Below are 23,612 nucleotides of genomic sequence, written 5' to 3' on the forward strand. Positions count from 1 at the left end.
CCTCAGAGATCGGCGAAGCGGCGGCCTTCGGCCACCAGGCGTTCGAGCAGCGGAGCGGGCTGCCACCAGGCACCGAGGCGCTGGTGGAACTCGCGGATTCGTTCGAGCACTTGTCCAAGGCCGACGCTGTCGGCATAGAACAGCGGGCCACCACGCCAGGCGGGGAAGCCGTAGCCGTTGAGGAAGATCACGTCGACGTCGCTGGCGCGTTGGGCGATGCCTTCGTCGAGGATGTTGGCGGCCTCGTTGATCAGCGCGTAGATGAGACGCTCGACAATCTCTTCGTCGCTGACCGGGGCGCGGGTGATGCCGCGCTCGGCGGCGGCCTGTTCCAGCATGGCCGGCAGCGCCGGGTTGTCCTGGGCGGCGCGGCCGCCTTCGGCGTACTGGTAGAAGCCGGTGCCGGTCTTCTGCCCGAGCATGCCGGCGGCGATCAGGTGGTCGAGCACCGTGGGCAGGGTCTGGCCGGGCTTGAGGGTCGGCCGCTGGCGCGAGCGGATCGCGTGGCTGATGTCGAGGCCGGACAGGTCGCGTACCGCCAGCGGCCCCATGGCCATGCCGAAGCCGCGCAGCGCGCGGTCCACCTGCGCGGGTGTGGCGCCCTCCTCCAGGAGGAATTCGGCCTGGCGGCCGTACGGGAAGATCATGCGGTTGCCGACGAAACCGTCGCACACGCCGACCACCACCGAGACTTTCTTCAGGCGCTTGCCCAGTTGCATGGCAGTGGCCAGCACGGCGTCCGCGGTGGCCTTGCCGCGCACCACTTCGAGCAGGCGCATGACGTTGGCCGGGCTGAAGAAGTGCAGGCCGACCACGTCCTGCGGACGCTTCGTGAAGGCGGCGATTGCATCGAGGTCCAGCGAGGAGGTGTTGCTGGCGAGGATCGCGCCGGGCTTGCAGTGGGCGTCCAGTTGTTCGAAGACCTGGCGCTTCACTTCCAGGCTTTCGAATACGGCTTCGACCACCACGTCGGCGTCGCCCAGCGCGGCGTAGTCGAGCACGCCGCTGATCAGGCCCAGGCGCCGCTCCATCTCTTCAGCGCCCAGGCTGCCACGCGCCACGCTGGCGGCGTACAGGCTGCGGGCGCGGTCGAGGCCGCGTTGCAGGGCGTCTTCATTCACTTCCAGCAGTTGCACCGGGATGCCGGCGTTGGCGAAGCACAGCAGGATGCCGACGCCCATGGTGCCGCCACCGATGACGGCGGCGCGGCGGACTTCCCGCGGTTGCACCTCGGCGGCCAGCCCGTCGACCTTGCCTGCCTCGCGTTCGGCGAAGAAGGCGTGGATCAGCGCGGCACGCTGCGGCGATTCCATGCACTGCATGAACAGCTCGCGCTCGCGCAGCAGGCCTTCGCGCAGCGGCAACCGGGTCGCGGCTTCCACGGCGTCGATGCAGCGTTGCGGGGAGAACTGGCCGGGCAGGCGCTTCTGCACTTCGCCGCGCTTGTGGGCGATCAGCTCGGCGAGGCCGCTTTGCTGCACGCGCTCGTTGCGCTCGCCGGTGCGTCGCGGGCCCTTGCCGTCCGCCAGCAGACGCTGGGCGAAGGTGAGGCCGGCTTCGATCAGGTCGCCGTCGAACAACTCGTCGACGACGTTGAATTCCAGCGCCTGCGGCGCGCGAATCGGCGCGCCGGAGACGATCATGTCGAGGGCCTTTTCCACCCCCGCCAGGCGTGGCAGGCGCTGGGTGCCGCCGGCGCCGGGGAGCAGGCCGAGCTTCACTTCCGGCAGGCCGACCTGGGCGTCGCGACGGGCGATGCGGTAGTGGCAGGCCAGGGCGACTTCCAGGCCGCCGCCCAGGGCGGTGCCGTGGATCACGGCGACGCTGGGCTTGCTGGCGCCTTCGAGGATATCCACCACGTCGGGCAGGGACGGCGCCTGCGGCGGCTTGCCGAACTCGCGGATATCGGCGCCGGCCATGAAGGTACGCCCGGCGCAGACCAGCACTACCGCGCGGACCTGCGGATCGGCCTCGGCCTGCTGGAAGGCGGCGAGCAGCCCGGCGCGGACGGGGTGTCCGAGGGCGTTCACCGGTGGGTTGTCGACCGTCACCAGGGCAATTTCGCCCCGGCGTTCGAGTTGTACCGCTTCTGACATGCTGAACTCCGTCTTGGCGTTGTTTTAACGGAATGATGTTTCGCTGTGCAGAATACGATGCTGTTTTTTATCGATGGATTGCAAGTCCTTTTCGACTCGGCGCGGAGGGTCCGGTGGCTTTCTGCGGGGGCACAATCAGGGGCGCTGCGTGCTCCCCGCGACCAGCAGGTCGCCGTGCAGTTCGCAGTAGCATTCGTCGTTCCAGCCGTAGTGCAGGTCGCGGCAGATCGAGTGGCGCACCGGGCCGGACTCCCCCGGCGTGCGGGTTTTCAGGCTGTCGCGCAGGGCCGCGTAGATCGAGCCGGGCTGCGGCCAGCCGGTGCGCACGGGGCCTTCGCCGAGCTGATTGCCGGCGCGCAACTCGGCCCGCAGGATGGCGTCGAGTTCCGGGCAGAGCTGGGTGGCAGGCTGGCGCCTCATGGGGGTTCCCTCCTTGGACGTTTCTGTGGATGAGGTGGGCATTATCTCTCGGTCGCCGTCGCCGCTTCAGTGCTCGGAAAGGACCCTTCATTCGCCTGGTGAATAGGGTTCGGACTACCGTTCGGGCTTGGCATAGTGAAGCTCATCCTTTGCGGAGCGTGCGCCATGAACGAGTTCGAACACCAGTTGCTGGCGGTCAATGGCATCCAGCTCAGCCTCTACAGCTGCGGGCCGGCGGACGGCAAGCCGGTGTGGATGCTGCACGGCTTTCCCGAGTGCTGGCATTCCTGGCAGCACCAGATGCGCGCCCTCGCCGCCTCCGGCTACCGCGTGTTCGTCCCGGAAATGCGCGGCTACGGCCAGACCAGCGCGCCACAGGAAGTGGCCGCCTACGATGTGCTGACGCTCTGCGCGGATATCCAGGGCGCCATGGATGCGCTGGGACACGAGCGCGTGGCCATGGTCGGGCATGACTGGGGGGCGCCGGTGGCATGGCACCTGGCGCTGCTGGAGCCGCTGCGCGTGGAGGTGCTGGCGACGCTCTCGGTGCCCTTCGCCGGTCGCGCGAAGCGCCCACCCGTGGAAATCATGCGTGAGGTGTTCGCCGGAAAGTTCTTCTACATCCTCTACTTCCAGCAGCCCGGCCGTGCCGAGGCCGAGCTGGATGCCGACATCGCCATGAGCCTGCGCCACTTCCTCGGTGACAACGTGCGCCTGGCGCCGGATCAGTCCCCCGACGGTCGCCTGTTCGACGGCCTGCCACCGCCGCCGGCGCACCCGGCCTGGTGCAGCGCCGAGGATTTCCAGTGGTATGTACGGACCTTCGAAGGCCGGGGCTTCCATGGCGCGCTGAACTGGTACCGCAATTTCGAGCGCAGCTGGCAGCGCAGCGAGCCGCTGGCCGGGCGCAAGGTCGGGCAACCGACGCTGTTCCTGATCGGCGACCGCGACCCGGTCGGCCGCTTCGAGGCCTATACCGTGCAGCGCATGCCCGAGCACGTGCCCAACCTCGAACAGCATGTGCTGGAGAACTGCGGCCACTGGATCCAGAGCCAGCAGCCGGAACGGGTGAACGCTCTGCTGGGAGATTTCCTCAGCCGGCACTACCCGGCCTGAATCAGGCTTCGCGGCGCATCCCGATGTGCGGGATGTCGTCTTCCAGGTAGACCTCGGTCACCGGAGTGAAGCCGTAGCGGCCGTAGTAGCCCTGCAGGTGCGCCTGGGCCGAGAGGTACACTGGCAGCCCCGGCCAGCGCTGGGCGATGGCCTGCAGCGCCTGCTCCATGAGCTGGTGGCCCAGGCCGGTGCCGCGGCCCTGCGGGGCGATCACCACGCGGCCGATCACCACGTCGCCGTCATGGTGCTGCGGGTCGAGCAGGCGCAGATAGCCGATCAGCTGGCCCTCCTCTTCCACCATCAGGTGGCAGGTGTCGCCGAGCAGGTCCAGGCCGTCGACTTCCTGGTAGGGGCATTTCTGTTCCACCACGAAGACTTCGGTGCGCAGCTGCAGGATGGCGTAGAGCTCTTCCTTGGTCAGGTCGCGGTGGTGCTTGCAGGTCCAGTTCAGGGCCATGTGGTGTTCACTCCGATCATCAAGGTGGCGTCTTCAGAGCGGCATGGTAGCGCGCCTCAGACCGGCGCGTGGAAGCGCAGCGTGGTCGAGCCGCCCAGATGCCGGCGCAGCGCTTCGATGGCCACCTTGACCTTGGCCGGCTGGGCATCCCGGCGCGGGGTGACGGCATAGATGCCGAACGGCGGCAGCGTCCATTCCGGCAGCAGTCGCACCAGCCTGCCCTCCTCCAGCGCCTCGCGGACTTCCGGCTCCGGCTGGGCGGAAACCCCGAGGCCGTCGAGGGTGAACTGGCGCAGAGCGATCATGCTGTTGGCCGCCACGCGCGCCTCCAGCCGCAGCTTGCAGCTCTCCCCGCCCGGCCCGCTGAAGTTCAGGTAGGCCTGGTGCGCCACGGTGTTCAGCGACAGCCAGTCGACGCCCTGCAGTTGCTGCGGGTGGTCGATGGCCGGCATGCGCCGCAGGTACGCGGGCGCGGCGCAGATGACGTTGTTCCACTCGGCCAGGTGCCTTGCCACCAGGCTGGAATCCGACAGCGTGCCGACGCGGATGGCGAGGTCGATGCGCTGCTCGATCAGGTCGATCTGCTCGTCGTGGAAGAACAGCTGCAGGCGCAGCTGGCGGTGGTTCTCCAGCAGCGGGCGCAGCGCTTCGGTGATGAGCTTGCCGGAGAAGCCCACCGGCGCGGCCAGGCGCAGTTCGCCCACCGGTGCCTCGCGCCATTCGCCCAGGCGCTGCTCGGCCTCCTCGGCGATGGCGAGCAGCTGCGCGCAACTGCGGTAGAAGGCTTCGCCGGCCTCGGTCAGCGTCAGCTTGCGGGTGGTGCGGTGCAGCAGCGTGACCTGGGCGTGGGCTTCGAGCTTGCGGATCTGCTGGCTGACCGCCGAAGGTGTCATGCCCAGCGCTTCGGCCGCGGCGGCCATGGAGCCGCGGGCGACCACGGTGGCGAACACCGCCATGCCGCGAAGATTGTCCATTGTGAAGCTCCGCTAAAGAGTGAAAGGCAAAATAGCGGGTTTTTCCCTGGATTGCCGGCGCCTAGGATGTCATCTCCCAAAATGGAGAAGAGAAAAGATGCCTTCGAGCCGTGCCACCGTCCCTACCCCCGATGCCGCGCGCTACCTCAAGCGCCTGTGCAACCACTTCGCCCACAAGCTGCCGGTCGAACTGACCGACGAGCGTGGCGTGCTGCCCTTCGATTTCGGCACCTGCCGCCTGCACGCAACCCCGGAAGCGCTGCTGATGGACGCCGAGTCCGCCGATGCGGAAGGGCTCGAGCGCCTGCAGAACGTGGTGGTCAGCCACCTCGACCGTTTCGCCTGGAAAGAAGGCCAGCTGCCGGTGAACTGGCAAGCCGCCTGACAGCGCTGGCGAAAAAAGCGCAAAAACGAAAAAACCCGGCCAAGGCCGGGTTTTTTGTTGCCTGGGAAAAGCCAGGCGGCGCTGAAGATTTGTGACCATAGGCTCTGCCTTTGGTCACTGAAAATTCTTCTGCTCAAGAAAGGTCGCTAAATAGGCAGAGATATTGATATTCGTTTGTTTGAATGCTTTTTAACCAAATTCCAAAGTCAATACTTTGAAACATCTTGTAACCGTGTGGCCACTTTTACCCCGAGTTATCCACACGGTCGATGCGCAAAATCTGCACAGAACGTCCCTTTACCCGGAAAGACGCCTGGTACGGCCAACGCTCGACCAGCAATTCGCGCACGCCGGGCACCTCGCTGGGCATGCCGCTGCTGCTTTGCTCCAGGTTCGCCAGCGGGCTGACCTGCTCGACGATGTCCTGGATGGCCCGCAGCGCCTTCTCCGGGCCGATCAGCACGACGTAGTGGTCGTAGATGGCGTCCAGGTCGGCGGCGGCCTTGTGCGTCCACTGCAGGCTCATGCCAGACCCCACTTGGCTTCGATGGCCGCGTGCTCCAGCAGGTGGCCGGCATCGGCGTCCGCCACCCCTTCATCGATGGCCGCCACGTGCCAGCTCTGGCGCTCCAGGTACTGCGCCAGCGCCTGGCGCAGGTGGTAGGGCCGGTCCCGGTGGGTGGCGCGGGCCAGCTGGTCCAGCGCCGCCACGAGGGCGTCATCGGCGCGGAACGAGACAACAGTGGTCACTTTTTGAACAGCTCCGTTTACGCTGTATACACAGTATACAACGATAACATACGTATACGAATCAAGCACTTGGCAGCGGCGGATTTTTTCCTGGAGACACCGTGAAAGCCCGCCAGGCGCGGGCCGCAAGGCCACTTTCGCGGCGGCGAAAGTTGGCTTCCGGCTTCGGGGATTTGCCGGCGGGGCGAGGGGCATCAGGCTGGCGGGGCGAAGGCCTGATTCCCACACAACAACAACAGGAGCCCCCCGCGATGCTGCTCGATTACCTGATCATGCTGGTCTACGCCCTGGGCATGCTTGCCCTGGGCTGGTACGGAATGCGCAAGGCGCGCAACCAGAACGACTTCCTCGTCGCCGGGCGCCGCCTCGGCCCGGGGCTCTACCTGGGCACCATGGCAGCGGTGGTGCTCGGTGGTGCCTCCACCATCGGCACAGTGAAGCTGGGCTATCTCTACGGGCTGTCCGGCCTGTGGCTGGTGTTCATGCTGGGACTGGGGATCATCGTCCTCAGCCTGGTGTTCTCGCGGCAGATCGCGAGGCTGAAGGTCTACACCGTCACGCAGATCCTCGAGCAGCGCTACCAGGCGTCCTCGCGGCTGATCGGCGGCATCGTGATGGTCGCCTACGACCTGATGGTGGCGGTCACCGCGACCATTGCCATCGGATCGGTGACCGAGGTGGTCTTCGAGATCCCGCGCATCCCGGCGATCCTCTGTGGCGGCGGCATCGTCATCGTCTACTCGGTGATCGGCGGCATGTGGTCGCTGACCCTCACCGACATCATCCAGTTCGTGATCAAGACCCTCGGCATCTTCGCCGTGCTGCTGCCGCTGTCGATCCACGAAGCGGGCGGCCTGTCGCGCATGCAGGAAGTGCTGCCGGCGGGCTTCTTCGATCTCGGCCACATCGGCCTGGACACCATCCTCACCTACTTCCTGCTGTACTTCTTCGGCGCGCTGATCGGCCAGGACATCTGGCAGCGCGTGTTCACTGCACGCAGCGAGAAGGTGGTGCGCTACGCCGGCCTAGGCGCCGGTGTCTACTGCATGCTCTACGGCCTGGCCTGCGCACTGATCGGAGCCGCCGCACACGTGCTGCTGCCCAATCTGGCAGTGCCGGAAAACGCCTACGCCGAGGTCACCCGCCAGGTGCTCCAGCCGGGCCTGCGCGGGCTGGTGGTTGCAGCGGCGCTGTCGGCCATCATGTCCACCGCCTCGGGCTGCCTGCTGGCGGCTGCCACGGTGTTCCAGGAAGACATCTATGCGCGCTTCCTGCGCCCTGGCGCGCCCAATGGCCTGCGTCAGAGCCGCCTGTTCACCTTGATGATGGGCGTGGTGATGTTGGCCCTGGCGTGCCTGGTGAACGACGTCATCGGGGCCCTGAGCATCGCTTACAACCTGCTGGTCGGCGGCCTGCTGGTGCCCATCCTCGGCGCCCTGCTGTGGCGTCGTGCTTCCGCTCGCGGAGCCATGGCCAGCATCGTGGTCGGCTGCCTGGTGGTGGTCGCCTTCATGGCCATCGACGGCGTGCTCGCCAACACCCCCATCGCCTACGGCCTGCTCGCCAGCCTGGTCACCTTCGTGGTGGTCAGCCTCGCTGGAGCGCCCGCCGCCAGCCTGCAGGCGCAGGCCGACTGAACCTACATCCGACAGGAGACGCCCCATGCCCCATGACTTCCCGCAACCCCTGGACGCCGCGCAGATCCCGCGTTTTGCCGGTATCCCCAGCTTCATGCGCCTGCCGATCTTCGAAGACCCGGCGCAGGTGGATATCGCCCTGCTTGGCGTGCCCTGGGACGGCGGCACCACTAATCGCGCCGGCGCCCGCCACGGCCCGCGCGAGGTGCGCAACCAGTCGAGCCTGATGCGCAAGGTCCACCACGTCAGCCACATCGCGCCCTACGACCTGCTGCGCATCGGCGACATCGGCGACGCCCCGGTAAACCCCATCGACCTGCTCGATTCGCTCAAGCAGATCGAGGGCTTCTACCGGCGCATTCATGCTGCCGGAACCGTTCCGCTGTCGGTGGGCGGCGATCACCTGGTGACCCTGCCGATCTTCCGCGCACTGGCCGCCGAGAGGCCCATCGGCATGGTGCACTTCGATGCCCACTCCGACACCAACGACCGCTACTTCGGCGACAACCCCTACACCCACGGCACGCCGTTCCGCCGCGCCATCGAGGAAGGCTTGCTGGACCCGAAGCGCACGGTGCAGATCGGCATTCGCGGGTCGATCTATGACGCCGACGACGAGGCCTTCGCCCATGAGCAAGGCATCCGGGTGATCCACATGGAGGAGTTCGCCGACCTGGGTGTTGCCGCCACGCTGGCCGAAGTGCGCCGGGTGGTGGGGCAGGGGCCGACCTACGTGACCTTCGACGTCGACGTGCTCGACCCGGCCTACGCGCCCGGTACCGGCACGCCGGAGATCGGTGGCATGACCACGCTGGAGGCACAGCACATGATCCGCGGGCTGCAGGGCCTGAATCTGATCGGCGCTGATGTGGTGGAAGTTTCGCCGCCATTCGACCAGGGCGGGGCGACCGCGCTGGTGGGCGCCACCATGATGTTCGAGCTGCTCTGCGTGCTGGCCGATTCGGTCGCCGCACGCCGTTGACCACCCTGGGGGTTCACGGGGCGGCGCGCTCGGCGCTATAACAAAAGGCCTGCGCCCGTCGCCACGAGAACTCCCATGCTGGGCAACCTTTCCGATATCGACCTGCGCCTGCTGCGCACCTTCTGCACCATCGTCGAGGCGGGCGGCTTCACCGCTGCCCAGGTGCGCCTGAACACCAGCCTGTCACGGCTGAGCGTGCTGGTTCGCGACCTCGAACTGCGCCTGGGCTATTCGCTGTGCCGGCGCGGCAGCAGCGGCTTCCAGCTCACCGAGGAAGGGCAGCAGCTGTACGAGGCGGCGCTCGGGTTGTTCGTCGATATCGAGCGCTTCCGCGAGCAGGTGACCGGCCTTGGCGGCCGCGACCGCGAGGTGCTGCACCTGGGCTGCGTCGATGGCGTGCTCGGCCAGCGCTGCTGGCCCCTGCCACTGGCGCTCCGGCTGTTTCGCGAAGGGCATCCGCGGGTGCGCCTGAACCTGCACACCCAGCGCCCGGACGAGCTGGAGAACGCTGTACTGGAAGAGCGCCTGCAACTGGCCATCGGCGCCTTCCATCATCGCCTGTCGGGCCTGCGCTACCAGCTGCTGTTCCGCGAGGAGCAGAACCTCTATTGCGCCCAGGGGCACCCGTTCTTCGAGTCCGTGCAGGACGAGCCGTCCCTGGAGCAGATCTGCGCGGCCGAGTACGTCGGCCGTGGCTACATGACCGAGAGCCGGCGGCCCCATGGACTGATCTTCAGCCGTGCCACCAACGCCTACAGCATGGAGGCGATCGCCAACCTGGTATTCAGCGGTACGTTCATCGGCTACCTGCCCACGCACTACGCCGCGGAGTGGGTCGCCGAGGATCGCCTGCGGGCGATTCGCCCGGCGCAGCTGGCCTATGTCTCGGAGTTCCATTGCGTGACACGCCAGGGCGCCGAGCCGGGCGAGGTGCTGGGGGCCTTCCTCGATGCCCTGGAGCGAGCCCAGGTCGAACTGGGCAGTGGAGAGCCGGCATGAGCAGCGGCCTGCAGGCATTGCGCGAGGACGGTTTCGTCCTGCTGCGCGGCCTGCTGGACGCCGAACAGGTGGTCGAAGTGCGCTCGCTGATCGACGATCTGCGGCCGCTGCACTGGGACTACGAGGGGCTGGTGGATCACTACAAGTGCGTGTTCAACCGTTCCCCGCGGTGGTTGGCCTTTCTCGATCCGCCGGGATTGATCGAGCTGGCGGAAGCGGCGCTGGGCGCGGATTGCCACGTGATCGGCCAGACCGCCTGGCGCTGCCATCCCGGCTTCATCGGCGCCGAGATGCACCAGGACTACCTGCCGGTCGCGTTGCCGGGAGCGGGCGTCGAACTGCCGATGTTCATCTGCACCGCGCAGGTCTATCTCGATGACATCAATGAACAGCTGTGCCCGACCTGGGTCATTCCCGGCAGCCATCGGGCGGGCCGTGCGCCAGCGCCGGACGAGCGCGAATGGTCAGGCCGGATGGCCGAGCCGGTGCTGTGCCGCGCGGGCGATTGCCTGCTGTTCCGCAGCGACCTGTGGCACGCCGGCAGCCGTAATCTGATTGAGCGCACCCGCTACCTGCTGCAAGTGCACTATGGGCGCCGGATGGTCGCGCAGAAGTTCTCGCCCTACCTGGACTGGACCTTCAACCGCGAGGTGCTCGACGCCTGCACGCCGCGACAACGCCGGTTGCTGGGCGACCACGAGGCGGCCGAGTACGACTGACTGGGAGACACACTGATGAAGGCTGTACATGCCGGCGGCTGCCATTGCGGCCAGCTGCGTTACGAGTGCGATGCCGAGCTGACGGACGTCGCCCATTGCCATTGCTCGATCTGCCGGCGCACCACCGGCGGCATCGTCACCACCTGGGCCACGGTGCCTCTGGGCCGCTTCCGCTGGACCCTCGGGACGCCGGCCGAGTATCGCTCCTCGGCATCCTGCATCCGCTACTTCTGCCGCCACTGCGGCGCGCAGCTGGCGCTCTTCACTGACCACGCACCGGAGACCCTCGACCTGACCACGGCAACGCTGGATGAAGTCGCCACGGTGGTGCCGGATCGGCATATCTGGGTGAAGAGCCGGCTGCCGTGGATTCACCTGGACGAGCAGCTGGAAGAGGAGTGGGAGGAGCGTCTCTAGCTCCGACGTACCACGCGTAGGAGCGGATTCATCGGCGATGGCTTCCGGCGCGATGCGGGCCTATCGCGGACAGAGTCCGCTCCTACGAAACTGGGCAATCCAGCGCTGGAGTCAGGGCAGCTCCAGCCCGCCCGATGCCTTGTGCAGTTCGCGCAGGTGCGCGCCGATCTGCTTGGTGTTGGCTTCCAGCGCGGCCAGCTCGTCACGGCGCTCGGGTGTCAGCAGGGCGCGGACTTCGCGGTCGAGGTTGTCGCTGAGCTGGCGCAGGCGCTGCTGGCGCTGCTGCGTCTGCTTCTCCAGGGTCGCCGTCTCCGGCGCCTGGGGCAGGCCGTAGCCGCCGTCGAGCAACTCGGCGGGGCGGCTGAGGAAGCCGCTGTCGTCGAGGATCTGCTGCAGCGTCTTGCCGGCTGCGGCGAGGTCCGGCTTGCTCTGCATGGCGTCGGGGTTGCTCAGGTACAGGCGCTTGAGCTCGTCCTGGGCGAGCAGCAGCTGGCGGCGCAGCGAGGCCTGTTCGAGCAGCAACAGGGCGGCGCTGGAGCGCAGGTCAGCCTTGTCGAACCACGGGCGGCGCTCGACGGCGGGGAGGGCGAGCCAGTCCTCGACCTTGTCCTGCGGGACGTGCATGCGCTGCTTCAGCACGTCGAACATGGCCTGATAGCGGTCGCGGAAGGAGTCGAAGCGATAGCCCAGGCGCAGCGCCTCCTTGGGGTTGTCCAGCACGCTGGCGTCGGCGATGCCCTTGTTCTCCAGCAGGCCGAGTACGCCGTAGGGCGTGATGCTGTCCAGGGTCTGCAGGCTCTGACGCTGGATGCCGCTGCGCAGCAGCTTGAGCGTCTCCACGGCGCAGTTGTTGGACAGGAAGTAGTAGTTGCCGTCGTAGCTCCAGTGGCTCTGCGCCGAGCGCTCCACCAGGCTGGCGACTTCGTCGCGGCTGAGCCTGAGCGGTATCGAGGCGAGGCTGCGCAGCTCGACCTTGGTGTATTCCTCGATCACCTGGGACAGCGGCAGCACGAACAGGCGCGACGGGTAGGCGCCGGTCAGGCCGTCCCAACTGGAGAGCTGCAGGTCGCCGACGAAGGCGCGGTAGGACAGCACCAGGTGCTGGTCGAGGTCCAGGCGGCAGGCCGGACCGCGTGGGCGACCCGGCGCGCAGACCACCAGGCGCAGCATGGTGTGGCCCCAGCGGCTGGCGATCTCGTTGTTGGCCTCGGCGATCAGGTAGTCGACCTCGTAGACGCGCTCCGGGTCGAGATACCCCAGCGGCTGGCGGCCGAAGTCGCGGCCGGCGTTGAGGTAGGCGTACCGGGTCGAGCATTCGTCGTGGGGGCGCTCGCCGAAGCGTTCTGCGTAGTAGCGATACAGCGCCGGGCGGCGGCAGGCGAAGCTGCGGTCGAGGAGAAAGTACTCCATGTTCACCGCGACGTACTCGCGCGGGTTGGTCAGCTCGTAGCGGTCCGGACTGCGCAGCAGGAAGCGGTTGTGCTGTTCGCGCTCGCCATGCTTGCCGGCGTATTGCGGCCAGCCGGCGAGATCGAGCAGGCGCGGGTCGTCCGAGAGGCTGAAGCGGCGGCCGGTCTGGCCACGGCAATCGTCCGGTGCGCCGACGCGGCCGAGGCTCTTTTCGCGCATCGTGCAGCGGCGGATCAGCCGGCCTTCGTCGGTATCCCAGAGGTGTGCGCGGTCGTAGAGGTGGGTCAGCTCGTGGAGCAGGGTGGCCAGCAGTTCGCGGCGCAGGGTGCCATGGGTGCGACCGGTCTGCTCGGTGGCGGCGCTGCCGTCGGTGAGCGGGCCGAGATAGCGGGTATTCAGGGCGATGGCGCCGGGGCGCAGGGTGCGGCCCATGCCATTGCTGGGCAGGTCATTGCGCCACTGCACCTGGACGCTGCGGTCCAGGCGCTGGACGAAGCTGTCCGGCAGGGTGTGCAGGGCTTCGTCCAGCAGTTGCTGGCTGGCCTGGCGCTGGGCGGCGTTCAGCCCGTCGGCGTCCAGCTCCAGGCGGAGCGAGGCGTGGCTGCTGGCGGCGACTAGCAGTGCCAGGGCCGCCAGCCAGCGGCCAGCCCGGAGTCTCACAGAGCGAGGATGGCTTCGGCCAGGTCCTGGTCGGAGGCTTCGCGCGCCTGCGGCACCTGCTCGCGCAGCACCTTGAACGCGGCTTCCAGCTGGGCGCCACGGATCGCGCCGTCGCTGCCGACATAGCTGGCGGCATCGTCACGGGCCTCGCGGACGACTTTCATGTCACGCACGGAGGTGGTGGTGTCCGAGGTGAAGTCGATGCTGCGGGCGAAGGCATTGGTGGTGATGTTGAATACGCGGACCACCGATTGGGCCTGGGCGGTGGAGGCACAGGCGGCCAGCAGGAGGCCGAGGATCAGGGGGCTCTTGGAAAGCGAGCTGAGGCGCATGGATGTCTCCGAAAGGGCAGCGGGAGCTGCTCACGACTTATTTGGCAAGAATTGCTTCGGCCAGTTCCCGATCATTTGCCGCCAGCTCCGGATGACGCTGGCGCAGCCAGTGCAGTGCGGCCTCCAGGCGGGCGCCGCGCAGGGCTCCATCGGTGGCAACGAACTGCGCCGCGTCGTCGCGGGCGCCGCGCAGCAGTTTGTTGTCGAAGGGCGCGCTGGTGACCTGGCTGGTGGCGTAGCTGGTCGCTACCGGGAACTGGGTGGTCTGGTCGAATGCCCAGGCGGGCAGGGAGCAGGTCAGCAGCAGCGGCAGTAACAGCAAGGTACGCATGGGCTCGGACGATCGGAAAAGCACGGCCGCCAAGGCTAACGGAATGCGCGGGCGAGAGCCAGCGCGGAGCGCCGGGCGGGGCACCCGGCGCGGAGGGTTCAGCCGATCAGATGGTCAGGATGGCCTGGGCCAGCTGCTGGTCGTTGGCGGCCAGGGTCGGCAGCTTGCTGCGGATGTGGGCGAGGGCGGCTTCCAGGTGTGCGCCGCGGATCTGGCCCTGGCTGGCGACGAAGGTGGCCGCGTCGTCGCGGGCTTCGAGGACGATCTTGTCGTCCTTGAAGGAGTTGCTCAGGTCCGAGGTGCCGTCAGAGGTGGCGCCGGTGGCGCGTACCGACAGGTCGGTGGTGTAGACGAAGCTGGTGGCGTAGGCACCGGTGGCGCAACCGATCAGGGCGGCGGCAGCGATCAGGCGAAGGCTGTTCTTCATGGGAGTGGCTCCGGAGTAAGGCCAGGCAAAGGTGGCCGGGGCGGCCACTCTAACTGTGCTCAGACTAGCCAAGACTGACCGGCGTCACCAGCATTCAGCGCCAGAATGGTTTCGAGATTTCTCTCACGCGATCGCTGGGGCTGATACCCAGGTCGGCCAGCTGCAGGCTGGTCAGCTCGGCGAGCTGACGACGGGTGCGGGCGTTCTGGTGCCACTGGCGCAGCAGTTGCCAGAGGCTGTGCTGCGTCCCGGCGAGCGGAGCGATTGCCGATCGGGCGAGGGTGCGTTCCATGACGGTGTCCTCCGGCTCCTGTCGGGGGGCGAGTGGTATGGGAGGACATGATCAGGCTGCACGGCAATGACTCTCCAGTCACAGGCAGGAAGGATTGTTCCGGGTCAGTTCTGCGACTTTCACAACTGTACGGCCCCGTTATCGCCTCAGCTGTACTCAATGTATCCGGATGCTTGCCAGCGCCTCGAAGAACTGGTGCTATGCATGTCTTCCTTGAAAAACGCACCGGTCCGACCGGTTGTGCCATAACAAAAACAGCGCGGGAACGGGGCCTGCGTCCGCATGATGGATCTGCTTATTCTCATTGGCTCGAAAATCAGCCAGGACACCATCCACAGCTCGCTGGGCAAGCCGGAATACAGTTACTACTTCCTGTTGAAGGAGTTCCTGCCAGCCTTCGAGGCGATCGGCACGGTGGTCGAAGTACGTAGCATCGCCGAGGTCGACGCTCTTTATGATCAGCACCATGCGGCCGGCCGGCCGGTGGTGTTCATCAGCGTCAGCCCGCCGCAACAGACGCCCCTGGGCCTGCGCTGCCCGACCATTCCGCTGTTCGCCTGGGAGTTCGACAGCCTGCCCGACGTTGCCTGGGAGGGTGACCCTCGCAACGACTGGCGTCATGTCTTCGAACGCGTACAGGGCGCCATCGCGACGAGCCGCGAGGCCGCTGCCCTGGTCGCCGAGCAGCATCGTCACTTGCCGGTACTGGCTGCGCCCGCTCCGATCTGGGAGCGCTTCGGCACAGGCAAGGTCGCACCCGTCCGTCCGGCTCAGGGCGAGCGGCGCATCCCGTTCTCGGGCGTCGTCATCGACAGTCCGTTGCTGGGCCTGAGTGCCGATGGCCTGGTCCGCCGCGCTGAGGTCCCCGCTCCCGTGCCTGAGGTCGTCGTCGCACCCGCTGCGCCCTCGCGCTGGAAGCTGCGGCTCGAGACGGGCCGGCAGTTGTTCGATGGCTGGCGTCGGGAGGTCTTCGGCGCGCCGGAGGTGCCTGCGGCCAGCGCTCCGGTCGTGGCCGTATCCACCATTCGCGAAGTGGTGCTCGATGGAGTGGTTTACACCACCGTCCTCAATCCTGCGGACGGCAGGAAGAACTGGATCGACCTGATCACTGCGTTCTGCTGGGCGTTCCGCGATACGCCCGATGCCGTACTGCTGGTGAAAATGACCCACCACAATCTGGAGCATTACCGGGTCGTCCTGATGACGCTGCTTTCCCGCCTGGCTCCGTTTTCCTGCCGGGTGGTCGTACTGCACGGCTTCCTCGAAGACGACCAGTACCAGGCGATGGTCGCGGCCACCGACTACTACGTGAACGCCTCGTCGTGCGAAGGCCTGTGCCTGCCGCTGATGGAATTCCTGAGTGCGGGGAAACCTGCATTGGCACCACGGCATACGGCGATGGCCGATTACCTGGACGAACGCATGGCGTTCGTTGTCGAGGGTGCCCTGGAGCCGACCTGCTGGCCCCACGATCCCACCGGCATGCTGGTCACGCACCGCCACCGGCTGAACTGGCAGTCGCTGATGGAGGCGTTCCGCCGCAGCCATGCAGTGGCGATCCGTGAGCCCCAGGTCTATGCCCAGATGTCCCGCGCGGCCTGCACGCGCATGGAGGCGTTCAGCTCCCTGAAGACAGTGGCGGGCGCACTGGAAGTCTTCATCGGTGATGTCCTGGACCCCGATCGGTCGGTACGGGCGCCTGCCCGTGTCGCGGGAGGAATGGCGGAATGAGGTTCCTGGTTCACTCCGAGGTCAACAGCGCGCGCATCGAGTCGAGCCTGGGGCTGCCGGACTACAGCTACTACTTCGTGCTCAAGGAGTTCCTCCCGCTGCTGCGCGGCCTGGGGGAAGTCACCGTGGTGGAGCAGGTCGAGGAGGTGGATGCCCTCTATCGGCAGGCTCTCGACAAAGGCGAGCAGTGTGTTTTCCTCAGCTTCACGCCGCCACACAAGACGCCGCTGGACCTGCAGTGCCCGACCATTCCGGTGTTCGCCTGGGAGTTCGACTCCATCCCCAACCAGCAGTGGCTTGAGGATGACCGGCAGAACTGGGCGGCGGTATTGCAGCGTTGTGGCCGTGCCATCACCCACTCCGGGCTCACCGTCGAGGCGACCCATGCCGAGTTGGGCGCGGCGTTTCCGGTGGTCTCCATTCCGGCGCCGGTGTGGGACAAGTTTGCGCGCCTGCGCGAGCAGGCTGCGGGCTTGCCCAGCGAGCCGGTGACCCTGACAGTGCGTTCGGGCGTGGTCATGGATACCCATGACCTGTCGCTTGCGCCCTACCTCCCCAACGCCGATGCAGTCACCCGCGCTGTTGCCAGCGCGCGCGCGCGGGAGCTGCCGGTGGCGGCGACAAAGCCCGAAGCTACGGAACCCAGCGCAGCTGTGCGGCAGTCTCTGGCGCGTATCACCCTGCGCTACCTGGTCGAGTGGTACCGCCTGGCCTGGCGAGCGCCGCTGCCGGTCGTACCGGTTGCCGCCGAGCCTGCACCGGCGCGGATGGAGCCGCCCAACCCGGTGGAGCCGGGTGGTCTGCCGGATGTTGAAGTGGATGAAGAGGCGATGCCGCCGCTGCCATTCGGCGAGCATCGGCTGACCCTGTCCGGCGTGGTCTTCACGGCCGTGTTCAACCCTTACGATGGTCGCAAGAACTGGGTCGACATGCTCACCGCGTTCTGCAGCGCCTTCCGTGATACGCCCGAAGCCACGCTGCTGTTCAAGCTGGGCCACCACGAGTACGAGTCGGCGATGAACGACATGCTGATGTGCATGGCGCGCATGCCGGCCTTCCAGTGCCGTGTCGTCCTGTTGCACGGCTATCTGGATCGTTCCGAGTTCGACGAGCTGATCCGTCATACCGCTTACATCGTCAATGCCTCCCACGGAGAGGGCCAGTGCCTGCCGCTGATGGAGTTCCTCAGTTGCGGCAAGCCGGCGGTTGCACCACGCCATTCCGCGATGGTCGATTACATCGACGCGAGCGTCGCCTTCGAAGTGGCGACCTGGCTGGATGCGACTGCCTGGCCGCACGATCCGCGGCTGGCGTATCGCACGCTGCGGCACCAGATCGACTGGGCATCGCTGGTCGAAGCCTATCGCGCCGCCTTCCTGTGCTATTCGCAGCAACCGGAGCGCTATGCGCGCATGTCGGCTGCGGCGATGGAAAGAATGCGTACGCACTGTTCGCTGGAGGCCGGTCGTGGCCGCCTCCAGGCGTTTCTGGCCGCAGGCGCCGCCTGACGGCGCTGCGGCACATACGAAGTCATAGCGGGAGCTGACATGCTGGAGTTCATCAAGAGCCTGGGGCGCAAGCCGGCGCCCGTTACCCAGCCGCAGGAGGCCGTGCCGCCTGCCGCGCCGACGGAGGACCTGTCGACGCTGACCGATACCTACCTCAGCGGCTGGTTTCAGCAGGAAACCGATGAGCTGTTCGAGGGCTTTCCGATCAGTGCGCAGGACTCGGTCCTGGATATCGGTTGTGGCGACGGTCCCTTCGTGCAGTTCTGCGCCCAGCGTGGCGCCGAGGTGATCTTCGCCGACATCGATGCCGACAAGGTAGCCGGCGTCGAGCGCGCACTGCAGGGCTCCAATGCCCGCGCGATGCTGCCCCTGGTCACCGACGCGAATCCGATTCCCTTGCCTGATGCGCGGGTGGACAAGGTCGTGGCGATGGAGGTGCTGGAACATGTCGAGGACCCGGCGCAGTTCATGAGCGAACTGGTCCGCGTCGGCAAACCCGGCGCGCTGTACCTGATCACCGTGCCCGATCCGCTGGGTGAAAGCGTACAGAAGGAGCTGGCTCCCCCTGCCTATTTCGAGCACCCCAACCATATCCGCGTCTTCGAGCGCGAAGCCTTCGAGCAATTGATCCGCGACTCGGGCCTGGTCATCGAACGTCAGGCGCACTACGGCTTCTACTGGTCGGTGTGGTGGTTCTTCTTCTGGGCCTGCAAGCAGGACCTGTCGCCGCCCTGGCACCCGCTGCTCGATAGCTGGACGCGCACCTGGAACATGCTGCTGGCGACCGAAGACGGGCCGCGGATCAAGAAGGCCCTGGACAAGGCGATGCCCAAGAGCCAGGCGATCATTGCGCGCAAGCCGCTCTGACAAGGATGCAGCAATGATCGGGATTACGCGTATCGGCACCTTGCTGAGCTGGCTCGGTGGGCGATATGGGCAGTGGTCGGCTGCGTTGCTGGTGCTGCTGGCAGCCCTGGTGGTTCGGGTTGGAATGGGCTTCGAGTTCCCCATTCCCTGGAACGACGAGACAGCCTTCACGTCGCAAGCTTTCGAGTTCAGTCGAACCGGCAGCTTCTTCGTCTATGGACTCAACGCCGAGCGCATCGTCATGTGGATGCCGCCAGGCTATATGCTCTTGCTGGCCGGTATCTTCAAGGTGTTCGGCTACAGCTTCGAGCTGGCGCGCTGGGTGTCGACGCTGCTGTACCTGGGCAGCTTCTGCGTGGCGCTGGGCATCCTGCGCAGCCTGCGTCTGGACGGCTGGAAAGCCGGTATCGCGGTGCTGCTGACGCTGGCTGCCTTCCTCTCGCCCTATACGCTTGCCATCTCCAATATGGCGCGGATGGAGGCCTTCTACACGCTGATCTTCCTGGCTTCACTCTGGGCCATGCTGCGCGATCGTCCCGGGTTGGGACTGGCGTTGGTGCTGCTTGGGGCGATAGTTCATTTCAACGCGGTCTACATGCTTCCACCCTATGCCCTGCTCGTCGCCTGGAAGATCCTGCGGCGCGAGGATTTGCTGATTCGCCCGCTGGAGCTGCTGATGCTGGTACTGGCGGCGGTATCGCTACTGGCATACGGACTCTTCGCCGTGAAGCACCTTGGTGCTTTCGCCGACGACATGCGATTCCAGTTCGCCTTCAAGATGGGTTCCCCAGTCATGGATGGCCCAAGCGGCTGGCTGAAGGTGGGCTCACTGTTCCTGTTGGCTCTGGTGCAGTTGGTCGTGCGCCGGGACCTGGGCAAGGACGTGATGCTGTCGCTTTATGGCGCGGGCTTCCTGGCGCTGTTCCTGAATGGGCACAACATGTGGTACGGCTTCGCGCAGGTCTTCGCCATCTGGCTGGTGTTGCTGGGGTTGCTCCACAGTATTCAGGGTCTGCAAGGGCGCGTCTGGGCTCGTGGTGCGGCTGCTGTGCTGGCCGTGGCGCTGCTCTTCCCGCTGGGGCAGTATTCCTGGGCTCGTACTCCGCAGTTCGAGCCAATGTGGCCGCGTGCGGCCTTGTTGCACCGCTCGTTCCTGGCGACCCAGGAGGTGGAAAAAGTTCGTGCGTGGGTCGCGGCGTTGCCGCCGGGGGCAACGGTCTCGTTCGGCTATTCCGGTGTCGAGCCTTTCTTCTTCAATGAGTTCGCCAAATCCGGAGCGCGCTGGAGTATTTCCGGGCACAGCATGACCCAGGTTTCCCCGCCACGGACCAACGACTACCGGGTCTTCTGCGATAGCGCGCTGTTCCCGCCCTATCTGGCGGTGTACGACTGGGATGGTTATCCACGCAAGAGCCAGGACACCGGCTGCAGCATCATCTCGCAAGGTAAATGATGGATATGAAGGGAACGCCAGTGGCTGCCGCTCAGCGGTCGCCAGCGCTCTGGATGAATGGAGTCGTCGGTCTGGTCATCCTGACGTTCGCCTGGGTGACGGCGAGATATGCGCTGAGGAACAGCTACTTCATCGGGGACGATTACGATCACTTCCAGCTGATCGGTTCGATGTCGTTCCTGCAGTACCTGTTCACGCCGATCGATGTTCACTTTGTGCCGTTGCACCGGCTGTTCAGCTGGCTCCTGCTGAGGCTCGCACCGCTGAACTTTGATCTCGCGGTGGCTGTGCTGATGGCGTTTCAACTCGCCGCCACTTTGCTGCTCGCGCTACTACTGGGGCGCCTGCGCCCCGGTCCCTGGAATGCGACCTTACTCGTAGTCTTCGCGTGCAACAGTTTGCTGCTGCCATTGCTGGTCTGGTGGAGCGCCGGGATACACCGTTTTCCCTACGTGCTTCTGAGTATTGCCTGTCTGTACTTCTATCTGGGATATCGAGAACAGCATCGCTGGCGCCAGCTTGTTGCTGCCTGGGCTTGCCTTGTCCTGGCTTTCGGTTTCTACAGCAAGGCTGTACTGATTCCAGTCTATGTGCTGGCGCTGGAGTTCTGTCTGAGCTGGCGCTTGGGATTTGCCGTGCTGCGACGCTATGCGGTCGGCGCCTCGATGTTGCTTGCTGTCATCGGATACGTTGTCTGGTACGTGCTCTATGCGCCGGTAACTCGGCCGGCGGGTACCGCATCGATTTCCGTCGCCGTCGAGATCACCCTGGCCTTCATGCGCACGATGGCTGATCTGCTGGTACTCCGGCAGCCAGGCCCATGGAGTCTGGTTGGGGGAGGGGTTTTGGTGGCGTGGGGGCTGGTCATGCTGGTGACCTGCCTGAAGCGCCGGGAGAACCTGATCTACTGGCTGGTACTGTTGGGGCTGGTGGCTCTGAATTTCCTGGTGATCGGCGTTTCGTCCCGAGGGCAGATGTTCGGCGCCTATCTGGCGGGGATTCCACGCTACTACTTTGAAGTGCTCTTTCTGCCAGTGATCTTCTTCAGCCTGATTCTGAACCCGTCAAGTTCACAATACAGCGGCGAAGGTATCAGGGGCCGGTATACAGGAGTTTTGGCAATCGGTCTGGCCGTCCTTTATCCGTTGCTGGCCTACCTGTCGGCAAAGGCTCAGTTCATTGAGTACGGAGAGGTTCACAAGCAGGCGCATCATTACATGACGCGATTGTTGGCCAACCTGGATGAGTTGCCGGCAGATCGCCCAGTGCGGATCGCCGAGGGTAACCTGCCCCTGTACGTCTACGGCGACTGGTTGCGTGTCTACAAGCCGTTCGCGGTTGTACTGCCGCTTCGCTACCCGAATCTGGAGTTCGTTGCGCGTGATGTCGCGCAGTATGAAATCGATCAGGACGGACAGCTGAAGCCCCTGCCGTCACCCTGAGCGTCTGGCGGGTCAGGCGCTCGACTCCTCTTCCGCGGCTTTGTCGTTGCGCTTGGCTCTGCCGGGCGAGGCAAGGCTCAACAGCCACGCCTTGCCCGGCAACTCGATCCAGCGGTAAGTCACCATCGAGTAAACCAACAGCCCGCCGAGGTAGATCGGAGTGAGCGCGGCGTGGCTCATGCCCAGCCCTTTCAGCCCTGTGTCCACCAGCATCAGCACGACCAGATGGTTGAGGTAGATGGAGTAGGAAATCGTGCCAAGCCACTGGCACCGAGCGATCAGCCGGGCCAGCAGGCCCTGCTCCAGGGCAAAGAGCGTCACGACGGCAGCGAAGACCAACGGTGCAAATATCTGCATGGGCTTCATGCTTTCGCCACGACCGAAAAACAGCGCCAGCACGCAGAGGACGGCCACGACTTCGCTCAGGGCTATTGCCCAGGGCTGCCATTCCTGGCCGCGCGCCCAGAGCCAGCCGCGATAGGCCAGAACACCGAGTACAAAGGACGACCAGCCGCGCAGCAGCCCGGAATTGATCACCTGGAAATAGTTCTGGTAGGTCGTGTCGATGTTCCCGGTCATCCCGTGGATGATCACCAGGCCGGCGACGCTCATCAGGAGCAGGCTCAGGCTGCTGGTGGAGCGGCGCACCCAGCAGAAGAACGCCAGGTTTAACCAGAACTCCACGGAGATCGACCAGCTCTGTACGTTCCAGGTCTGTCCATGGGGGTTCAGCCCGATGTTGTGGGTCATGGTCAGTTGCTGGACGAAGGTGAACAGCGTGCCATCGGGGTAGCGGGGAATACTGCCGGCCAGCAGGGTATAGACCACTGCATAGCTGAGCAGGCCGAACAGGTGCATCGGGTAGAGGCGGGCGATGCGGCTCAGGACAAAGCGGCCGGCGCTGACCTGATGTTCGGAGTACAGATACCGATGTGCGAGGATGAAGCCGCTGAGTACCAGGAAGAAGTCCACGGCGAGGAACCCGGCGAAGCTCAGCAGCCAGTGGAACAGCGCGACAGCGATGGCCGCGATGCCGCGCAAGCCATCCAGCGCGTGGAAGTAGGTCTTGTTGTTCTGGGGCTGGGTCATGCGCTGTCAGGTCTCGCGTCCGTGAGGGAGTTTTCGGGAGGCGGGGTGCTGGGGCCGCCCGTGGCCATGCTGGCGAAGCCTCGCCGCCGCAGACGGTAATTGTCGATGAGTGTCTGCAGTTTCATCAGGACGAGTGAGATGGCCAGGCAGATGAAGATGCAGGCAGGAATCGCGACGCCCTCCTGCCCCTGGAAGCCCAGCCATTTTTCGCTCAGGTAGAAGGCCAGGAAGTGGCTGATGAAGATCGGGTAGGCAAGGCGTCCCAGTCGATTGTCCAGGGCCTTCAGCCAGGGTTCGGTGACTTGAGCTCGCAGCGCCGCGGCCACCAGCGGCCAGGCAAGTACCGCCCCGAGCAGCGCCTCCAGAGCGAAGCGGTTCTTGAACAGCCCGAGCGCCGGTGCCACGCCGATCAGCATCACTGCATAGATTGCCCAGACGGTCTGCAGCAGCCGCCGGTAGAAGGGTTCGGAAGCGCTGCGTGCATAGGCGCAGCCGGCCAGGAAGAACACCAGTACGCCGAAGATGAAGCGATAACCGAAGTTGTCGCTATTGAAGGGCCCGCTACCGAAGAACAGAGCGCTGACCTGAATCGCCAGTGTTGCACCGACCAGCACTGCGAATCGATTGCGCGGCAGCAGGAAGATCAGGGGCAGGAGCAGGTAGAAATGGAACTCGCTGGCGAGTGACCAGGCGGGTGGAATGATCGGATGAGGAAGGATTCCCGCGATCGTCAGGGGCGGGAATACATAGTTGGCGGGCAACAGCGCCAGATTGAGGACAATCTTGACCAGGTCAGGTTCCTGGTTGAGGAACAGCACGTGCTGGGCGGGGCCGAAGCAGGCAATGGCGGCGAAGCTGGCGAGCACAACGACGGCGTACTGGGGGAAAAGCTTGAGTATCCGGTCGGCATAGAACGACCGGACCGGTGTGCGGGAGTGTTCGACGAAGCGCTTGTAGCTGCGCTGCATCAGGTATCCGCTGGTGAAATAGAACACAATGACCGAGACGACGCCGGGGTTGAAGGTGAAGCCCGCGCCGGTCGTGTGCGAGAGCAGTACCAGGATGGCCAGGAAAAAGCGGGTGATGCCCAGCATGGTCGTATTCGCCGTCTTGTTGTT

25 protein-coding genes are annotated in these 23,612 nt (G+C 65.5%); 12 read left to right on the forward strand and 13 right to left on the reverse strand.

The genetic code is table 11. The features are described from left to right. Positions 1–2: 2 nt before the first annotated feature. The gene (locus J2T47_RS01520; protein WP_253441827.1) at positions 3–2,096 is read right to left on the reverse strand and encodes a 3-hydroxyacyl-CoA dehydrogenase NAD-binding domain-containing protein; all 2,094 of its coding nucleotides are present in this window, start codon (positions 2,094–2,096) and stop codon (positions 3–5) included. Between the two features lie 135 nt (positions 2,097–2,231). Next, entirely contained in the window at positions 2,232–2,516 is a 285-nt protein-coding gene (locus tag J2T47_RS01525) for a hypothetical protein (RefSeq protein WP_253441828.1), read from the reverse strand. Between the two features lie 165 nt (positions 2,517–2,681). Between J2T47_RS01525 and J2T47_RS01530 the strand changes: the two genes are divergently transcribed. Then, positions 2,682–3,632 carry an alpha/beta fold hydrolase gene (locus tag J2T47_RS01530; RefSeq protein ID WP_253441829.1) on the forward strand — a complete coding sequence of 317 codons (951 nt, stop codon included), beginning with the start codon at positions 2,682–2,684 and terminating at the stop codon, positions 3,630–3,632. 1 nt (position 3,633) lies between these two features. On the opposite strand, the gene J2T47_RS01535 is transcribed toward J2T47_RS01530, so the two are convergent. Both J2T47_RS01535 and J2T47_RS01540 read right to left on the reverse strand, forming a co-directional pair. Then, positions 3,634–4,089 carry a GNAT family N-acetyltransferase gene (locus J2T47_RS01535; RefSeq protein WP_253441830.1) on the reverse strand — a complete coding sequence of 152 codons (456 nt, stop codon included), beginning with the start codon at positions 4,087–4,089 and terminating at the stop codon, positions 3,634–3,636. A 56-nt stretch (positions 4,090–4,145) separates the two neighbouring features. Continuing rightward, on the reverse strand, positions 4,146–5,063 hold the full coding sequence (locus J2T47_RS01540) for a LysR family transcriptional regulator (RefSeq protein WP_253441831.1): 918 nt from the start codon (positions 5,061–5,063) through the stop codon (positions 4,146–4,148). A gap of 97 nt (positions 5,064–5,160) precedes the next feature. Here J2T47_RS01540 and J2T47_RS01545 point away from each other — a divergent pair, with 97 nt between their 5' ends. After that, positions 5,161–5,448 (forward strand): DUF2218 domain-containing protein, encoded by a 288-nt coding sequence (locus J2T47_RS01545; RefSeq protein WP_253441832.1) that lies wholly within the window; start codon positions 5,161–5,163, stop codon positions 5,446–5,448. A 244-nt stretch (positions 5,449–5,692) separates the two neighbouring features. On the opposite strand, the gene J2T47_RS01550 is transcribed toward J2T47_RS01545, so the two are convergent. Together J2T47_RS01550 and J2T47_RS01555 are read right to left on the reverse strand one after the other, a co-directional pair. Next, entirely contained in the window at positions 5,693–5,974 is a 282-nt protein-coding gene (locus tag J2T47_RS01550) for a type II toxin-antitoxin system RelE/ParE family toxin (protein WP_253441833.1), read from the reverse strand. After that, positions 5,971–6,198 carry a CopG family ribbon-helix-helix protein gene (locus J2T47_RS01555; RefSeq protein WP_045213580.1) on the reverse strand — a complete coding sequence of 76 codons (228 nt, stop codon included), beginning with the start codon at positions 6,196–6,198 and terminating at the stop codon, positions 5,971–5,973. The genes J2T47_RS01550 and J2T47_RS01555 overlap by 4 nt, the downstream gene beginning before the upstream one ends. Positions 6,199–6,449: 251 nt before the next feature. Between J2T47_RS01555 and J2T47_RS01560 the strand changes: the two genes are divergently transcribed. The 5 genes from J2T47_RS01560 (at position 6,450) to J2T47_RS01580 (ending at position 10,952) form a co-directional block, all read left to right on the forward strand. Continuing rightward, on the forward strand, positions 6,450–7,835 hold the full coding sequence (locus J2T47_RS01560; RefSeq protein WP_253441834.1) for a sodium:solute symporter: 1,386 nt from the start codon (positions 6,450–6,452) through the stop codon (positions 7,833–7,835). Positions 7,836–7,860: 25 nt separating this feature from the next. Further along, positions 7,861–8,817: an agmatinase gene (gene speB, locus J2T47_RS01565; protein ID WP_253441835.1), complete on the forward strand. Its 957-nt coding sequence runs from the start codon at positions 7,861–7,863 to the stop codon at positions 8,815–8,817. A 75-nt stretch (positions 8,818–8,892) separates the two neighbouring features. After that, entirely contained in the window at positions 8,893–9,816 is a 924-nt protein-coding gene (locus tag J2T47_RS01570) for a LysR family transcriptional regulator (protein WP_253441836.1), read from the forward strand. Next, positions 9,813–10,535: a phytanoyl-CoA dioxygenase family protein gene (locus J2T47_RS01575; RefSeq protein WP_253441837.1), complete on the forward strand. Its 723-nt coding sequence runs from the start codon at positions 9,813–9,815 to the stop codon at positions 10,533–10,535. The genes J2T47_RS01570 and J2T47_RS01575 overlap by 4 nt, the downstream gene beginning before the upstream one ends. Positions 10,536–10,550: 15 nt before the next feature. Next, positions 10,551–10,952 carry a GFA family protein gene (locus J2T47_RS01580; protein WP_253441838.1) on the forward strand — a complete coding sequence of 134 codons (402 nt, stop codon included), beginning with the start codon at positions 10,551–10,553 and terminating at the stop codon, positions 10,950–10,952. Positions 10,953–11,063: 111 nt separating this feature from the next. Here J2T47_RS01580 and J2T47_RS01585 read toward each other — a convergent pair whose 3' ends face one another. The 5 genes from J2T47_RS01585 to J2T47_RS01605 all read right to left on the reverse strand — a co-directional run bounded on the left by J2T47_RS01585 (position 11,064) and on the right by J2T47_RS01605 (position 14,404). Beyond that, on the reverse strand, positions 11,064–13,022 hold the full coding sequence (locus J2T47_RS01585) for a DUF7844 domain-containing protein (protein WP_253441839.1): 1,959 nt from the start codon (positions 13,020–13,022) through the stop codon (positions 11,064–11,066). Beyond that, positions 13,019–13,354 (reverse strand): DUF2388 domain-containing protein, encoded by a 336-nt coding sequence (locus tag J2T47_RS01590; protein ID WP_017517696.1) that lies wholly within the window; start codon positions 13,352–13,354, stop codon positions 13,019–13,021. Before J2T47_RS01590 ends, J2T47_RS01585 begins: the two co-directional genes overlap by 4 nt. A gap of 37 nt (positions 13,355–13,391) precedes the next feature. Continuing rightward, a complete protein-coding gene (locus J2T47_RS01595; protein WP_253441841.1) occupies positions 13,392–13,685 on the reverse strand; it encodes a DUF2388 domain-containing protein in 294 nt (97 codons plus the stop codon). A 106-nt stretch (positions 13,686–13,791) separates the two neighbouring features. After that, positions 13,792–14,112, reverse strand: a complete 321-nt coding sequence (locus J2T47_RS01600; protein ID WP_081518914.1) for a DUF2388 domain-containing protein — start codon at positions 14,110–14,112, stop codon at positions 13,792–13,794. A 94-nt stretch (positions 14,113–14,206) separates the two neighbouring features. Further along, positions 14,207–14,404 carry a DUF1127 domain-containing protein gene (locus J2T47_RS01605; protein WP_253441843.1) on the reverse strand — a complete coding sequence of 66 codons (198 nt, stop codon included), beginning with the start codon at positions 14,402–14,404 and terminating at the stop codon, positions 14,207–14,209. A gap of 282 nt (positions 14,405–14,686) precedes the next feature. Here J2T47_RS01605 and J2T47_RS01610 point away from each other — a divergent pair, with 282 nt between their 5' ends. Genes J2T47_RS01610 through J2T47_RS01630 form a run of 5 tightly spaced genes read left to right on the forward strand, consistent with a single transcriptional unit; the run spans position 14,687 to position 21,405 of the window. After that, positions 14,687–16,135 carry a glycosyltransferase gene (locus tag J2T47_RS01610; protein WP_253441845.1) on the forward strand — a complete coding sequence of 483 codons (1,449 nt, stop codon included), beginning with the start codon at positions 14,687–14,689 and terminating at the stop codon, positions 16,133–16,135. Next, the gene (locus J2T47_RS01615; RefSeq protein ID WP_253441846.1) at positions 16,132–17,643 is read left to right on the forward strand and encodes a glycosyltransferase; all 1,512 of its coding nucleotides are present in this window, start codon (positions 16,132–16,134) and stop codon (positions 17,641–17,643) included. Before J2T47_RS01610 ends, J2T47_RS01615 begins: the two co-directional genes overlap by 4 nt. 39 nt (positions 17,644–17,682) lie before the next feature. Further along, positions 17,683–18,510 (forward strand): class I SAM-dependent methyltransferase, encoded by an 828-nt coding sequence (locus tag J2T47_RS01620; protein ID WP_253441847.1) that lies wholly within the window; start codon positions 17,683–17,685, stop codon positions 18,508–18,510. A 13-nt stretch (positions 18,511–18,523) separates the two neighbouring features. Next, entirely contained in the window at positions 18,524–19,963 is a 1,440-nt protein-coding gene (locus J2T47_RS01625) for an ArnT family glycosyltransferase (protein WP_253441848.1), read from the forward strand. 20 nt (positions 19,964–19,983) lie between these two features. Then, positions 19,984–21,405, forward strand: a complete 1,422-nt coding sequence (locus J2T47_RS01630; RefSeq protein WP_253441849.1) for a hypothetical protein — start codon at positions 19,984–19,986, stop codon at positions 21,403–21,405. 12 nt (positions 21,406–21,417) lie between these two features. On the opposite strand, the gene J2T47_RS01635 is transcribed toward J2T47_RS01630, so the two are convergent. Both J2T47_RS01635 and J2T47_RS01640 read right to left on the reverse strand, forming a co-directional pair. Continuing rightward, entirely contained in the window at positions 21,418–22,494 is a 1,077-nt protein-coding gene (locus J2T47_RS01635) for an acyltransferase family protein (RefSeq protein WP_253441850.1), read from the reverse strand. Then, positions 22,491–23,588, reverse strand: coding sequence for an acyltransferase family protein (locus tag J2T47_RS01640; RefSeq protein ID WP_253441851.1), 1,098 nt, complete (start codon positions 23,586–23,588; stop codon positions 22,491–22,493). The genes J2T47_RS01635 and J2T47_RS01640 overlap by 4 nt, the downstream gene beginning before the upstream one ends. Between the last annotated feature and the right edge of the window lie 24 nt (positions 23,589–23,612).

This window comes from Pseudomonas nitroreducens, assembly GCF_024170165.1.
In the GTDB taxonomy this organism is placed as follows: Bacteria; Pseudomonadota; Gammaproteobacteria; order Pseudomonadales; family Pseudomonadaceae; genus Pseudomonas; species Pseudomonas nitroreducens_C.